The sequence below is a fragment of the Paenibacillus sp. FSL R10-2736 genome, from assembly GCF_038000245.1.
In the GTDB taxonomy this organism is placed as follows: Bacteria; Bacillota; Bacilli; order Paenibacillales; family Paenibacillaceae; genus Paenibacillus_AQ; species Paenibacillus_AQ phytohabitans.
On sequence record NZ_JBBOBN010000001.1, the window covers coordinates 4237846 to 4251984 of the forward strand.

General features: G+C 43.6%; 23 protein-coding genes and 1 tRNA gene. 10 read left to right on the forward strand and 14 right to left on the reverse strand.

Features of this window, described 5'->3' with window-relative positions; translation table 11 throughout:
* Window positions 1–17 precede the first annotated feature (17 nt).
* The gene (locus NSQ73_RS18410) at window positions 18–479 is read right to left on the reverse strand and encodes an NUDIX hydrolase (protein ID WP_340987573.1); all 462 of its coding nucleotides are present in this window, start codon (window positions 477–479) and stop codon (window positions 18–20) included.
* A 364-nt stretch (window positions 480–843) separates the two neighbouring features.
* Here NSQ73_RS18410 and NSQ73_RS18415 point away from each other — a divergent pair.
* The 5 genes from NSQ73_RS18415 (at window position 844) to NSQ73_RS18435 (ending at window position 3773) form a co-directional block, all read left to right on the forward strand.
* Window positions 844–915: transfer RNA gene (locus tag NSQ73_RS18415), tRNA-Val, on the forward strand.
* Window positions 916–1665: 750 nt separating this feature from the next.
* The gene (locus tag NSQ73_RS18420; RefSeq protein WP_340987574.1) at window positions 1666–2070 is read left to right on the forward strand and encodes a hypothetical protein; all 405 of its coding nucleotides are present in this window, start codon (window positions 1666–1668) and stop codon (window positions 2068–2070) included.
* A gap of 711 nt (window positions 2071–2781) precedes the next feature.
* Complete coding sequence (locus NSQ73_RS18425; protein WP_231575419.1) at window positions 2782–3012, forward strand: YuzF family protein; 231 nt, start codon at window positions 2782–2784, stop codon at window positions 3010–3012.
* A gap of 360 nt (window positions 3013–3372) precedes the next feature.
* Window positions 3373–3537 (forward strand): hypothetical protein, encoded by a 165-nt coding sequence (locus NSQ73_RS18430; RefSeq protein WP_179093550.1) that lies wholly within the window; start codon window positions 3373–3375, stop codon window positions 3535–3537.
* A 41-nt stretch (window positions 3538–3578) separates the two neighbouring features.
* Window positions 3579–3773, forward strand: coding sequence for a DUF6199 family natural product biosynthesis protein (locus NSQ73_RS18435; RefSeq protein WP_076245371.1), 195 nt, complete (start codon window positions 3579–3581; stop codon window positions 3771–3773).
* A gap of 567 nt (window positions 3774–4340) precedes the next feature.
* Here NSQ73_RS18435 and NSQ73_RS18440 read toward each other — a convergent pair.
* Complete coding sequence (locus NSQ73_RS18440; protein ID WP_340987575.1) at window positions 4341–5312, reverse strand: helix-turn-helix transcriptional regulator; 972 nt, start codon at window positions 5310–5312, stop codon at window positions 4341–4343.
* A gap of 194 nt (window positions 5313–5506) precedes the next feature.
* Here NSQ73_RS18440 and NSQ73_RS18445 point away from each other — a divergent pair, with 194 nt between their 5' ends.
* Window positions 5507–5932 (forward strand): hypothetical protein, encoded by a 426-nt coding sequence (locus NSQ73_RS18445; RefSeq protein ID WP_340987576.1) that lies wholly within the window; start codon window positions 5507–5509, stop codon window positions 5930–5932.
* A 74-nt stretch (window positions 5933–6006) separates the two neighbouring features.
* On the opposite strand, the gene NSQ73_RS18450 is transcribed toward NSQ73_RS18445, so the two are convergent.
* A complete protein-coding gene (locus NSQ73_RS18450) occupies window positions 6007–6489 on the reverse strand; it encodes a cupin domain-containing protein (RefSeq protein ID WP_340987578.1) in 483 nt (160 codons plus the stop codon).
* 132 nt (window positions 6490–6621) lie between these two features.
* Here NSQ73_RS18450 and NSQ73_RS18455 point away from each other — a divergent pair, with 132 nt between their 5' ends.
* The gene (locus NSQ73_RS18455; protein WP_340987579.1) at window positions 6622–6912 is read left to right on the forward strand and encodes a hypothetical protein; all 291 of its coding nucleotides are present in this window, start codon (window positions 6622–6624) and stop codon (window positions 6910–6912) included.
* A gap of 24 nt (window positions 6913–6936) precedes the next feature.
* Complete coding sequence (locus NSQ73_RS18460) at window positions 6937–7530, forward strand: YdeI/OmpD-associated family protein (RefSeq protein WP_340987580.1); 594 nt, start codon at window positions 6937–6939, stop codon at window positions 7528–7530.
* 61 nt (window positions 7531–7591) lie between these two features.
* Here the strand turns inward: NSQ73_RS18460 and NSQ73_RS18465 are convergent, their stop codons facing one another.
* The 7 genes from NSQ73_RS18465 to NSQ73_RS18495 form a co-directional block, all read right to left on the reverse strand.
* Entirely contained in the window at window positions 7592–7969 is a 378-nt protein-coding gene (locus NSQ73_RS18465) for a LytTR family DNA-binding domain-containing protein (protein ID WP_340987581.1), read from the reverse strand.
* Between the two features lie 315 nt (window positions 7970–8284).
* Complete coding sequence (locus NSQ73_RS18470) at window positions 8285–8665, reverse strand: LytTR family transcriptional regulator DNA-binding domain-containing protein (protein ID WP_340987582.1); 381 nt, start codon at window positions 8663–8665, stop codon at window positions 8285–8287.
* Window positions 8666–8680: 15 nt separating this feature from the next.
* On the reverse strand, window positions 8681–8803 hold the full coding sequence (locus NSQ73_RS18475; protein WP_083442519.1) for an AgrD family cyclic lactone autoinducer peptide: 123 nt from the start codon (window positions 8801–8803) through the stop codon (window positions 8681–8683).
* On the reverse strand, window positions 8800–9327 hold the full coding sequence (locus NSQ73_RS18480; RefSeq protein WP_340987583.1) for an accessory gene regulator ArgB-like protein: 528 nt from the start codon (window positions 9325–9327) through the stop codon (window positions 8800–8802). Before NSQ73_RS18480 ends, NSQ73_RS18475 begins: the two co-directional genes overlap by 4 nt.
* On the reverse strand, window positions 9324–9878 hold the full coding sequence (locus NSQ73_RS18485) for a hypothetical protein (RefSeq protein WP_340987584.1): 555 nt from the start codon (window positions 9876–9878) through the stop codon (window positions 9324–9326). Before NSQ73_RS18485 ends, NSQ73_RS18480 begins: the two co-directional genes overlap by 4 nt.
* Before the next feature lie 286 nt (window positions 9879–10164).
* Complete coding sequence (locus NSQ73_RS18490) at window positions 10165–10449, reverse strand: hypothetical protein (protein ID WP_340987585.1); 285 nt, start codon at window positions 10447–10449, stop codon at window positions 10165–10167.
* Window positions 10450–10631: 182 nt separating this feature from the next.
* Entirely contained in the window at window positions 10632–11123 is a 492-nt protein-coding gene (locus NSQ73_RS18495) for a hypothetical protein (RefSeq protein ID WP_340987586.1), read from the reverse strand.
* Between the two features lie 130 nt (window positions 11124–11253).
* Here NSQ73_RS18495 and NSQ73_RS18500 point away from each other — a divergent pair, with 130 nt between their 5' ends.
* Both NSQ73_RS18500 and NSQ73_RS18505 read left to right on the forward strand, forming a co-directional pair.
* Window positions 11254–11430, forward strand: coding sequence for a hypothetical protein (locus tag NSQ73_RS18500; RefSeq protein WP_171716491.1), 177 nt, complete (start codon window positions 11254–11256; stop codon window positions 11428–11430).
* Window positions 11431–11469: 39 nt separating this feature from the next.
* Window positions 11470–12075 (forward strand): thermonuclease family protein, encoded by a 606-nt coding sequence (locus NSQ73_RS18505; RefSeq protein ID WP_340987587.1) that lies wholly within the window; start codon window positions 11470–11472, stop codon window positions 12073–12075.
* Between the two features lie 36 nt (window positions 12076–12111).
* On the opposite strand, the gene NSQ73_RS18510 is transcribed toward NSQ73_RS18505, so the two are convergent.
* From NSQ73_RS18510 to NSQ73_RS18525, 4 genes are all read right to left on the reverse strand, one after another.
* A complete protein-coding gene (locus NSQ73_RS18510; protein WP_042136296.1) occupies window positions 12112–12783 on the reverse strand; it encodes a stalk domain-containing protein in 672 nt (223 codons plus the stop codon).
* Between the two features lie 178 nt (window positions 12784–12961).
* Window positions 12962–13177, reverse strand: a complete 216-nt coding sequence (locus NSQ73_RS18515) for a hypothetical protein (protein WP_039297855.1) — start codon at window positions 13175–13177, stop codon at window positions 12962–12964.
* A gap of 132 nt (window positions 13178–13309) precedes the next feature.
* Window positions 13310–13717: a hypothetical protein gene (locus NSQ73_RS18520; RefSeq protein ID WP_076245352.1), complete on the reverse strand. Its 408-nt coding sequence runs from the start codon at window positions 13715–13717 to the stop codon at window positions 13310–13312.
* A gap of 108 nt (window positions 13718–13825) precedes the next feature.
* On the reverse strand, window positions 13826–14092 hold the full coding sequence (locus NSQ73_RS18525) for a hypothetical protein (protein ID WP_340987590.1): 267 nt from the start codon (window positions 14090–14092) through the stop codon (window positions 13826–13828).
* Window positions 14093–14139 lie beyond the last annotated feature (47 nt).

Genomic DNA, 14139 nt, shown 5'->3' on the forward strand with positions numbered 1-14139 from the left:
GATTATTGCGCACCAAATTACACCTGTTCAAAATATTTGCTTACATTGGCATTCCCGCTCAGTTGCTTGATATAATCAGTTACTCTCGCGATTAGCGTGGGATATATCCCCGGATACGTAACCGTTTCCGGAATTTCTCTGAATCTGCGAATTTCCTCCATTTCGAATTGCTGTAGGGGGCCGAACTTATCTACGGCTGCAAAGTACAGCATCCCGAAGCTCGCAGGTACTTCCTCTCTGCTGACCGAATATATGCATATAGGGTATAACTTGTACGACTCAGCGCCTGTCTCTTCATACATTTCCCTGGCGGCAGCTTCATCAGGACTTTCTCCTGCTTCAATATGTCCTCCGGCAAATTCCCATGTGGACCGCTCGCGGTGCCGCACCAGAACCCAGTCCTCACCCTGCTTCATGACAATCACAACATATTTCAGACTAACCTCAGGCATTTCAGATTCATGCAAAGTTACGATCATTATAAGAACTCCTTCTGCTTCATTATGTATAATGGAATGATTGAGAGATATCACCAGACAACCGCCATCATTATATTATAAAATCTTTTCTGTGTCGCTCAACTTTTTCGCTGCAAAAAAAGTCCCGCTCACATTCAGCGGGACCTGCACCTTAACTTATCATCTGACGCCCGTAAAGGGATTAAACTCACCTGTCAAATCACAGCAAACCTTCTTCTCTTCCGCCGAGATCCGCTAACCCAGAGCAGCATAGCACTGCCTCTTATTCACTTCAAATAAATCCCATATACCAACCAGCCTATTTCTTCGTTATAAAAAATTCTTGCCATTCCCTCACATCGTGTGGTATTATAAATTTCGTTGCAGGACGGTAGCTCAGCGGGAGAGCACTATCTTGACAGGGTAGGGGTCATGGGTTCGAACCCCATCCGTCCTATATGCAGGAAGCCTTATTCTATAAGGCTTTTTCTTTTTGCCAGCCTATTGTTCCGTTGACTCATTTAGCGATTTGGTGCCATTATGGTGCCCTGTAGTGGACTAAGCAAAAGTGGTGCCGATTATGGCACCACTTATTTGTTATCCTTCCAACCATTTGAGAAAGATATCCTTAGACACCTTGATTATTCTGCCTACTCAGACGATATGATATTGTTCTGAATTTAGGATGTAATCATGCTCGTTAGTCATGTACCGTTCCTCTATAAGGAACTTTTCCAAACGTGGCAGCCTGCGGACAATACGCTCGATCCGTTCACAACTCTCGCTGAGTTGCCTTAAAGGAACTTGTTCATCCGATAACTCTCAAGCGCTGCCTCAACGGCTGTCTGCGTCCTCTCTCTCTATCTATCTCAGGCAGGAAACACTATTGCACCTGCTATCACCTCACTGTAAAAGAGTTCCCCGGCCGAAGCCGGGGAGTGTTCTAGAATACTTCGCCGTCCAGATCACATTCAAGGATAACCGGTCCACCTTCGCCCAATTGTTCGATCGTTAGCCTATTGCTGTCGGACGATGGCCTTCGGCCTAATGCATCTTCTCTTCGTACTGTGCAACAGTCGCTATGACTCTCGATAAAAAATCTACATTACGCTAACGGGCAGGATAGTTGACCAACTCAAAAAACTATTAGCAACCTTTTAATTCCATTTACCGTCTAAAGATTAGAGGTTTTAAGGAGGTGATTATTGTGAAAAAGTATTTACTTATCTTTTTATTGCTAACTCTTATTATGATCCTTGGATGTAGCGAGAAGAACCAGAACTCTATCCAGGAAAACGGTGGAGTTTCAGTTAATCTGATATGTAGTAACAATAAAAATGAATGCACAGATCGGAATTTCAATGATCTCCAATCATTCCAAGTATTCAAAACTGCTATAGATAGTGCAGAGAAAATGCCGGGTAATCTTAATTATATAGCAGAATACAATTTGAAGATTAAATTTCAGGGTCAAACAACAAAAACTTTCCATCTCTCATTAGGTACAGACAGGGATATGAAAGGGCTATTGGTAGACCTTGAAAATACTAATCAAGGTTATGAAATTCCTGTAATACATGCGAACAAATTAAGGGAATTGATAGAGGGTTAGTAAATTTCGCATTACGCTAACGGGACACGTTAGTTTAATTAAACAGCGGCAGTCTAGGACTTTATTATCTCGTTCACAGCTGCCGTCGATTATATATTTGGCAACGCCCTCCATTACTGCACAGTTTACGTCTAATACTCACTTACCTGAGATAGCGTGATTTATGCCGCCTCTGCCCTCTCTCGGGGCTCAGCGTTGAGCAATTTCACTAACTGCCTGTACGTTGTGCAGGGCTAGTCTCCGACCTCCTCAATGTTCGCAACATCACCCCACTTGATGATCGCGAGGTTACGCACGTACCTTTCGGCATCTTTGGCTATTGATGCAGTCTGTACCCTATCAACTCCGCCAGCGCCCGGTTAAGCTCCGGGTTGGTCATTGTCTGTACCTATGTCATGGCTTTGGCCCCCCCTTCCAGCTCCTTAGTAACCTGCTGTAAAATATTCCAGTCTATTAATCCGTGTTTGGTTGCTATCCCTGCTTCGCTCATGGTTGTGCTCATTCCCAACTCCAGAGTGATAGATCTGATTACGATACAATTAGAATCTACATTGTCCGAGACCATTCCCTCGGTTGAATTATTATTTTAACGTATTTGTGTCATAACGCTTAGTACCTATCTTAAATGGGCTCTCGCCTAGCTCTTTAATTAGGCGTTTGCATAGCATGAGGTATAACCATTTGGGAGGTAACAAAGTGCTGAATAATCAAATGTATCCAATGCATCAACAGATGCCGCAAGCCATCATGGTCTATCCAATTGATCCCTATGTCGTTGAAACCTTAATGTCTGTAAAAGGTAAGCAGGTGGTACTTGAAACCACTCGCGGCGGGATTAGCGGCTGTTTGATGGATGTAAAGCCAGACCACGTTGTACTGGATACCAGAGGCAGAAAATTCTTTGTACGCATCTGTGAGATCGTTTGGATCATGCCAGAGTAAATGGCAGTTCATGAGAGAGTTGCGAAAGCAGCTCTTTTTTTATGTCTTTTCCACCTGAACCCCGAGAAGCTTTCTTGCTGCATCCCAAAAGCCTCCATACAATCATCGAATTGGTCTTTCTCTTTCCATCCCTGCATGTTGGCATATGTGATAGGGATGCCCGGATAATCTGCAACCTCGGCCATGAATCGCTTGATATCCCAATGCCCGACCCAAGGGTTCATATCATGATTAATATCTCCACTCCGCTGTAGCAGACTATGCGCAACATGTCTGTTCCCTCCCTGGGGCTATGCCCCCTCGAAACTAAAATCTCTGATCCGCGTACAAATGTTAAATTATTGAAAAGGATGCTGCGTTTTGAAATATAATAGAAGATTGCTCTCTGCGCTTTTTATAGGCATCAGTTTTGGAATTGCATTCTCCATTGTTTTTGATAACATCGCCATTGGTGGCGGGTTAGGACTTATATTTGGAGTCTCCATGTATGAGGCAGAGAAACCAAAGCCCCCTAAAGATAAGTGAGGTTCCGCTCATGCCTAAATTTGATAAAGGAGTTGGTGAAGATGGTGGGCTTCGCTATTCTTTTCATAGCCCTTTCACTGATCAATATTTTCTTTCCGTCATTGGGCTGGTACACGCGTTATGGTTGGATGGTAAAGGGCGACTCCGAACCAAGTAAGGCTTATCTCGTAATCAGTAGAGTAAGCAGTATTATTATGCTTCTTCTCTTTTTCATATTCTTTTTTCCGATGCTGTAGATTTAAATGGACTAGAAAAGGCAATAGCTCCTGCCTCCTTCATTGCGAAAATCCACCTATTATCGTATTGTTTATTCAAAGGAGTGATTGTTGTGCGTATAGCTTTTTGGATTGTATTTGCCTTTGTTGGTATTTTGATCTTTGGGATAGTTGGCGGCTTAATTGGCCGTAAGAAACGGAAGTAATCAATAGGGGCTATAACAGCCCCTATTGATCTATATAATGAATGCTACCGCGCGGATGAATTGATTTGAGCAATTGCATAACATAACAGCAAGCCCCATTCCCGTACTCGCCTCGCCGCCCCCGCGAAGTTATCAACAATGATCTGTGATCACCTCCTCTATTAAACGTCTCTGTGTAGCCGCATGAGTGCAGAAACGGTCATTCTTCATGCCCTTTAAGTTCCATCCACACTGAGGGTAAATCGCTCTGATCGCCTATCGTACCACCTCCCAGGACATAGAAAAAGGCCACCCTTTTAAAAGCAGTGACCTTTAAATTTCTGAAATTATTTTATTTCATATAAATCAAAACGCGCATATTGTCAGCCGCGGAGCGTGTTCTTTAAAGGTGGCTCCGCACGGGCCTGATGTACTTAAAATGCCGTTCCGGATTAAAATAAAAGTAAATCATTCTACCGGGGGAAGTATCAAATGAGTAACCCGTGCCTGCAAAATCAAAAGTTGCCATTACCCGTTCAATCTTTTCCTCCACACTACGATTCTCCTGCTCATAATCGAATGGCCCATGTTCAAATACAATATATTTATCTTCCGGAACATCAGCCATAAGCATTTGTGGTGGTACTTCGCCTTTATAATCCAAAGGAAGCCGTGCACCATAACACTCTGTACGCGGGATACCCCAATCACAGAGTCTGCCGTCCGGGTCATTCATATACGCCATAATCTGACCGCTGCCCCCATTAGATTCACTCCCGCCATCGTCATCCAATTTGCCCTTGATACTATCGAGTAAGCCGCAGACGGTTTCGTAATCCTGTCCCTGGATAAGATTTTGCTTTTGCCAAAAATCCCAGTACCCATTACTCTCATAGTTTTTAATGTGCAAAAATTTGTGAGCGGGAATGGTCACAAAATAAATTTTTACATCATCTGTAGATTTCATCATCCCAATCTCTCCCAATCCAAAAAAGTAGCGGTCAAACGGGTTTAATTTTGTACGAAGAACGACTGGCTTAGGATTTTTCCGGAAATCACTTGGGGTTACAGCATAGGTTCCCTTAAAGGCTCTGGTAAACGCTTCATGTGATGAAAAGCCATAATTAAAGGCAATATCTAAAAGGCTTTTTTCACTATCCCGAACTTCTTTAAGCGCAAAGGCTAATTTTCTATGCCGCAGATAATCCCTAAATTGCATACCCGATATTTCCTTGAATTTTCTCGTAGTATGAAATTCGGAATAACCCAGCCTGCGGGAAAGATTGCGTAGTGTCAAGGCTTCATCATTATAATTTTTAATACATATGTCTATTTCATCAACGATGATTTGAATTTGTTTCTGCCACTCGTACATTCGTCATTTCACCCCGTTTCAATCACCCTACATTTATTTTAAAGATAATGGAAGATCCTTACTTGATTTTACTTGCTGTTATTTCATTTCTCTCTTTTTAAGTTAAATGTATATAATCATCAGGAACTACGTCCAATATATACTTGCGGATTTACAATATATTAACGTATACCGATGAAATGGAGTGATGATAAATGGCGACAATTATTAGTTATGGTTCAGAGGCAAAAATCCCGTTAGACCCGTTCAATTCTGCTGTAACGGTTGCGGGGATTCCTGGAGCAGGCGCGGCTCTAGCCACAGCGCAAGTAAATATTAGTCCTGCTAATCCTGCCTCTTTCTCCAGTAGAGTCGAGTTAAAAGGCAGCTTTAGTCTTACTGCACTTGCTAATAGTCAATTTTTAGTTATCATCCGGCGTGCCGGGGTCGATATTTATAGTTCCTTTTATCGTTTCACTACAAACACTGATATCCAATTAAATGTTCTGTGGGTTGATGGTCCTTATCTTGGAGTCCACAACTATGAATTGATCATCCAAAATGATAGCATCTTGCCTATAAATCTTTTTGGCCCTATAGCATTCACAGCAACAGCTATTGGAGGAGAAGGCGTAATTTAACAAAAGTGAAAAAAGCCCTGCGGACCATTACTGGCGGCAGGGCTTTTAACAATGCTCCCGGACCGCACGCCAGCTCACTTCCATTTCTCCGCAATATTTTCCTCACCTTCATAGTAGTCCACCCGCTCTTCCGCCATATAGATTTCCTCGTACGGCAGAATGTTGATCTTTCCGGAATCCGGATATTCGCAAATATCGATCCCCAGGTTCGTACGTAAATCCAAGTACCTGCAAGGCTCGGCGGTATGATTAAATAATTGATGCGCCCCTTCCGGCCCCGTTTCAAAAAACACCGTATCACCTTCCTGCACTTCCTGGAACCCTGCTGGCGTTCTGAGCGTAGCCCGGCCTGATAGAATTACAAATACCTCTTCAACACTTCTATGGAAATGATATGGATACGAATACTTCCCTGGATCAAGCGACCTGATCTCAAAAAGCAATTGCTTCGCCCCTGCCATCTCCGCCAGCTTCCTGCTTGTATGCCAGGCATACTCAGGAACCGGGGATTGTCTTTGTTCAAACGAAACGTTCTTGTCATTGAAAATAGTAGCCATCCTTGTACCCTCCTAGTCGAAAATGATATTGTTATACCAATCGCCGCCAGTAGTATGAATAACTTTTATTCATATTTGTTATATTATACCAGACACCTGCTACAAACTCCTTACTCCGAGAGGACCTATCTAATGAACATCAAAAGAAATGAAGCCATCATCTATCTGATTCTAAAATATATCGAGCAGGAAGAAGAGCCTGAATTCCGGGAAATAGGCGCTAGTAAGAAAGCTTTCTACGCTGCCCTGGAAGAGATACATAAAGCAGACTGGGCTACTAATATTACTTTTAAACGGGGCGTTTTACTAAATCGCATAAAATTGGCCGTTGTTACCGGTAGCAGGCTAACTCAATCCGGCCGTTACTTCATCACAGACTTCGAGCGTAAAGTTGCCAGTGAGGATAGCCATCACAATATATAAATCAAAAAGAAGAGGTGTTCCTGAATGACAGGTAGTGAAATGAATCCTAAAGTGGATTTTTTCTTTAATAAAGCAAGCCAATGGAAGGAAGAATACGGGAAACTCCGGACGATCCTGCTTGGATGTCAGCTGACAGAGGAATTGAAGTGGGGGGTTCCTTGTTATACGTTTCAAGGCGGGAATATCGCTCTAATCCACGGATTCAAAGAATATTGTGCGATTATGTTCGTCAAAGGCTCCTTGCTGCCTGATCCCCAGGGCATTCTGATTCAGCAAACCAAGAATGTGCAGGCCGGGCGCCAGATTCGGTTCAATACGGTTCAAGAAATAGCCGATAGGGAAGCTACTATTAAAGACTATATCTATAATGCCATAGAGGTTGAAACCGCTGGTCTGGAAGTGGATTATAAGAAGGATACGGAGTATGAGATTCCTGAAGAGTTTCAAACAAAGCTCGATGAGAATCTGGATTTGCAAGCAGCCTTTGAAGCCCTAACCCCCGGACGAAAAAGACAATATATCACTTATTTCACAGACCCCAAACAATCCAAAACCCGTACAGCACGGGTTGAGAAGTATACGCCGCATATTTTGAACGGTAAGGGATTGAGTGATTAGGGGCTCAGCTTAAAATAGGAATCTGTTTACCTTTGGGCAGGTGGGACGGGCCTTCCTACAATTATATAAACGGCAGAGTTATCTGGGGTACCGATATTGGCATTCTGGCATGAATGGCTTTATATCCGGAGGTTGACATTGTACAACGCTTGGAATTATTTATCGCCGACCCGAAATAGGCCAATTTATAGGTGGAGTCCACCATTTTGACTTTGTCCAGATTCGCCAAGACCCCGCGGTCCAAACGCAAAAAGTTTAAGCCCGCTTTCTCAAAGGCAGCTTCCCAAAACCTTAAATTCCCGACAGTAAAATATTGTGCCGCTTCGGTATGAACGGAAATCAACAAACGATTGTCGAATTGCATATAAAGTATATCCTCGACTGGTAGTTGTTGTATTCCTGCACCGTGCTGATCCTCAGTAACTGTTAAATAAATCATAACATTCCTCCATCTCTTTCTTCTCCCCTCATCCAGTGCCATTCATTTATCATTGTGTATAATCACTTTTTATTAATGATCAGAGATTTATAGCAGAAGCCTTGTTCTAATGACTAAATAAATATTTTTGTCAACGATTTTTCAGCGGTTGAGTTAATCCTATTTAATCTCATATTTCATTGCATGACAACAAACTTTCGTCTAGACGAAAAGTTGAAGACTTTTATCATAATTTGACTGCATTCGACATGCGGATTGTGTTATAATGCAATACTCCATAAAAAAAGAACCGCTGCAGTGCGGTTCTTTTTGGTGTTATGCAAGAATATGAGATTTATAGGGCATTTGTATCATGTCTGCTATCTGATCAAACCTGATATTCGTCAGTGTGCAGCGTTTAGATTTCTTAGTTGGTTCGGATTCAAAATAAGCATTATGCTTGATCTCATCCAAATATCGGATACGGTCTATATTCACAACGTTTGTCCGATCAACCGAAATGAATCTATGACCGTTTGCCACTAAAGCAGTTTGCCAGAATACTAGAGTCCCCATGAGATAAAATTCATCCTCTACAGTATGCACTACCACGCGATTAATTTTCTTAATATAGGCCATGAATGCAATATCGCTGATAGGCAGTTGAACTAGACCGGCAGTGCCATCGACATCCCGCGTTACTGATAATATCTCCATGATCCTCATCTCCAGTTACTTCAATAATTCTTCGGGAGCATCAGCGCCATAAACAAAGAATACACTCGCAGGTGAAACAGTAATTACAGCCAATAAGGCCAAAGCGGAAGAAATTAGGTTCCATTTGTTCTTTTTCATCTATTCTTCACCCCCTTCCAAGGAATTAATAGCAGGGTTTGTACCAAAAAACTAGCAGCCACTACTGGTGATCCCAAGAAAAAGTTCACTGAAACCAAGATCATGGATAGAACCTTGAGTACCGGATAATATTTCCGAGGGATTCGTGACTGCTTTTGTATATCCGTTGGCGCAAATACTGCAGCCAGGATAAAACTCAAAGCCGTTATTTTCCAAGTTAGACTTGCCGTCATTCCTACATGTGAAACCAGCAGCACCATCGCAGTAGTAACGATCACGCACCAAGTCCCTGAACGTAGATGTAACCCGCCAGAGACCATTCGCAGCGCAGCAAAGGAAATTAGTACTGCCAAAGTTTCATAAATATGCTCCGTAACAATCCCAAGCACCAAGGTCAGCACTAAAATCGAAAATGTATTGATCAGAATGGCGAGCGAGTGTTTAAGCACAGCAAGCGTTGCAGGATGTTCAGGCGCTCTTTTTTTGATTCCCCGGGCCATTTTGTCAGCCATCAGCTCAATCATAGGTCCTTCTCCTTAGCGATTGCATATTTTAAGAAAAAGAGAAGAGAAATTGCCAGCACAATGATGACATTCAGGATTTGATTCAAATATAGTACTAGAGCAACAGTGGTCATAAATACGGAAATTGTCAAAATAATCATTATTTTTTCATATTTCAGGCGGAATCTCTCGAAATCATAAGAAAATCCATAACCGTAACGGTATAAAAACCAGGATAGTGGCAAACCAATTGCAGCAGTGCTAATTTGCAAAACATATCCATTGGCAATTGATGCATCCACTGCGCTAATTGACCCAAAAAGCACGATCGCCAACGCTGTCTGGATAAACCCGAATACCACCAACCCTGCACTAGCAATCGTTAGCGATCCTAATAGTGAAACTCTAACAATTGTTGAAAACAGGAATGTAATAAATAAAATATTGATTAGCGGAACCAGATAAGAAAGAGATAATTCATTTCGCAGCACAAAGCTTTGTAAATTCATCAGTGTCACAACAACAAGGATTTGCCATGCATAATCCGATGTTTTGAACCTGAAGATGGACATACAGAGAGCGCACCATGCGAACGCCTCAAGATTAGAGAACACCATAAACCCAACTGGCTCCCACGACAAAATACAACACCGCCTGACATTATTTTCATTCAACAGCTTAATTATATAACTGCTTCCGATATTGAGTATACTACTTATTTTTGGGCCTCCGCATTAGATTGCAGAGCATACGTATTTAGCAAGCTGTGACTCCGCATAAGTCTGATGCATTATAATTCTCCCCTGCATTCTATATAAAGAACCTTAATAGAAAGGGGTAGATTAGCATGGCGACTCGTCAGCCGGATTTGGTGTTGATCAATTGGAGCCGGAACCCGTTAGTGCCCGGATCTGCACGCAGAATTACCGCCAGCCGGGTTATCGGAAATGCCGAACCCTGCTTGCCCAGCTTAAGAACCAACGGATTGCTTAGCACGGCCTTAGCCTGTCTGCAGGACAACGACATCGGTTTCAGAATCGTATTCCGCAAAAAAACCTCAAGCATCAGCGGATATTTGTTACTCCAGCGTAATTGACCGGATTTCAGGGGTCTGGCTAATGGCCAGGCTCTTTTATTTTGCAACTTCTCTTAGGGGATAAGCGTAACAAGTGAAGGGAATCCAGGCTTATTGCTGCCTTTCTCTGGTCCACGCGGGATTAATATCGGGGGAATGTATGGTAAAATACACTAATACAAACAGAACATCCGCCGGTCTCTCCTGACCATACACCAACGGATGTTCATCGCTAAACAGGATTGTTAATTTATAATTCCGCCCATGTTACATTTAGCTCTACAGTACCTTCCTGGGAAGCCAAAGAACCGCCGATGATCGACCAGCTCTGCTTATTGTCTTTGGTGGTACCCTGGATAATCAGGTTCTTGTCATCAAGGGTTTGCGCAGAATCGCTTCCGAGTCTTGAAGAGAAATAATCCTGATAGAGCTTCGATACTGTATCCATGCTTTGCGTTGTGGTGAAGATCAGAAGAGCTGTCTTTTTGCCTTCGTTCTCTTCAGAATGGGAAAGCGTGATTTGAACATCCTCCGGCAGCGGGAAATCCGCAGGCAGATTCTCCGGCAGCTCTTGGGAAGCGGCAGAAGCATCCGGCTGAGCCGTAACTCCATTGTTCCCGGCGGACGGTGCAGAGGTCTGCATAGAATCAGTTGCAGGTACATCCGGCTGATTACTGCAGGCATTCACTGCCAACATGGATAACATCATCGATAAGGTCAAGATTAGTTTTTTGGTATACACAGCTTCACTCCTTAAGCGTTCTAGGCCTAACATTGCCAGTAAGATATGCAGGCTTACCGGATAATACCCTTTATGCTATTCCGCCAATCAGCTGATTGATTTAATTACATCTATTCAAGGAGACATGGATATGGATAAGAAAAAAGACTCCTCCCAAGGCATCGCCCTGGGCTTATGCTTTGGTATAGTGTTTTGGATGGCTTTTGATAATTTGCCTTTGGGCATAGCCTTGGGTATTGCCTTTGGAGTTGTTTTCTCTAGACCCGGCAAATCTAAGAATGATCCAAAAGATCCTCCGGCTGAGTGAACCGGAATGATATATTCACGGCAAAGGAGTCATTAGCACATGTTCCAATCTAATAACAGTAAGAAGCTTACCAGGTACGGCTTGATTGTATTTGCTCTTACGATTTCGTTGGTGACAGCTGTCCTGTCGAAAGATGAACCGGACAATAACCTTGAAACACTGGACACAATTGTTCTTACATATCCTTCTCAGGCAGAAGTTCTATCGGTGACCGACGGAGATACTTTCAAAGTTAAGTTCGAAGATGGTTCGGCGGACAAAATCCGGCTCCTGCTCATTGATACTCCTGAAACCAAGCGCGCTAATACACCGGTTCAGCCCTTTGGCCCTGAGGCCAGCGAGTACTTAACGGAGCTTCTGATCGGGCAAACGGTTAGGGTTGAAATGGATGTGTCTGAACGTGATCAATATGGCCGGGTTCTGGCTTATGTCTATCTGGGTGATGAGATGGTGAATGAAATGCTGGTCGCTGAGGGTCTGGCCAGGGTTGCCGTGTATCCGCCGGATGTGAAATATGTGGATCAGCTCAGAGCCACTGAGAAAAAGGCTAAGTCTGCGAAGCTGGGGATTTGGAGCATAGAGAATTATGTGACCGACCGGGGATACGACACTTCTGTCGCAGCTACCCCCGCCAACAAAAAATAGACCCGAGAGACAAAAGTCTCCCGGGTTCTTCTATAGTTATTTATAATAGGAAGTAGTCAATGGAACGAACATGGATGAGCCGTCTTGTACGTCTCCGGTTACATAGATAGAGCTTACTCCGGCAATGTCCACCTCTACGGTTACGAGCCCTTCTTCAGGGGTAATGTTCAGCTTCTTAAGCACCGTATCCGTATCGCTGTCTTGCACGGTAAAGTCTTTAATATCAGTGCCGATCGCCGCTACCTGAATGTACAGCTTCTGATATTTCTTGTTCGGGTAGAGCATGAACGAGCTGCCGCGAGTGCCGCTGCCATTATCGAAATGGACATCTTTATAGTCCTTATCTTTATAGACGGTTTTGTCAGGATCTTTGGTATGGTATGAGGAGTCAAAACCGGCTGCAATGGAGACTCCTTCCGTCTGCTCGCCTAATGAAATGGTATTGGAGGCGGCATCGAATTTAACGGTAACTCCGAGCAGATCCGACACAGACCGGACTGGCAGATACGTAGTATCCTTATAAGAAATCGGAGCGATCACTGCACCGCTGCTATTCTTCAGCTGCACAGGCTGGCCATCTACCTTGAATTTAATTCCCGGGTTCAGAAAAGCTTTGATCTCCTGCAGATTGGCTCCGGCGTATACCCCCGTTCCCATTCCTCCAAGTACAGCAAAAACAGTCAGCGCAGCGGTTAATTTCTTTTTCACCCGATCAAACTCCTCTCCATGTATTTCAAATTTAAAACTTACATACTGGGAGTATAATAAATCTTACCATAATATGCAAATGGCTGAGAATCCGCCGAAATACAAAAAAACACCCCGCCTTCCGGCAGGGCATCCATACTTCCAATTCCAATGCCAATTCCAATTGGCTATGTATCATTTAGAACTCATCTTTTTTGTGAACGGATTCGTAATGGTTGCGGATTTCCAGATTCTTGGCATGATTGTACAGATCCAATGCAACAATTCCTCTGCGCGCGAGCTTCACTACCAGAACGAATAAATAAATACCGAGCCCCAGACATGCCAGCCAGACTAAAAAGAAAAATATACTAAAACTGCCGGCAAGCAATGACCCAAAACCTGTTGCCATCATTTCTCACAGCCCCTCTCCTCGTATAGAGTTCTGAATCTTTAAGTAAATCATAATAGGTATGGAACATTTTGTATATACACTCAAAAAAAACCGCCGGACCGGAGTTCAGCGGGTTTGTTCTATGCATTTCTTTTATCCGATGGAGGTTCCTGAGAATGTCACGGGTCCCGTAACACTGGCTGCATTGAGCAGGATATTCAAGCTGTTATTGGCGACACCCAAGCTGTATGCATGATAACCAGCGGGTACACTTCTATCCATGTAAGCAATAGTAATAGGCTGAATGGCCAAAAGCGCAAGGCCGCTGGAGCCCATATTGAAGATGGGCTGCCCGTCCCGGTACAATGTGAAGACCACATTGGGTACACCGAGCGTAGTTTGAAATCCGATGGAGGCACTCAGTAATACAACCCCCGAAGTTACAGTAGCAAGGCCAAACTCGGCCAAGATCAAATTGCCCGCAGGCGAAAGAATTGGAATAGATACGGTCTGACTGCCCGTTGTTGCAGTACTGGCCCCTGTGTCGATAATCGTTGCCATGGTGATTCCTCCTCTCTAATCTTCTACTCATAGAATATGCTAGAGGAGTTTATGAGGTTGGACAAATCAGATTAAATTTCAAACTGTGAACGCATGATCAGCGGCTGATCAGCGGCCGTTATCTTTGGGCGGTACCTGATATTGTCCGGTCAAAGGATCATACTGCGGACGTTCCCCGGCAATCTCCAGCTCGATGCGCTGCAGGGAGTAGACAAGTTCACCAAAGCCAATAAAAAACATACCGGCTATGCAGGAAACGGCGAGGAAGATAGCAACACCAAGCACACCGCCCAAATGGAATCCCACTGGAATACAAGCAAATACCCCCAGCACGATGATCGCCACGCCAAAATACTTCAGATAAGCCCCCTTCATCAGTTGCCCTCCTTGTGATTACTCAGTATTAAATAAGCATAGCATAT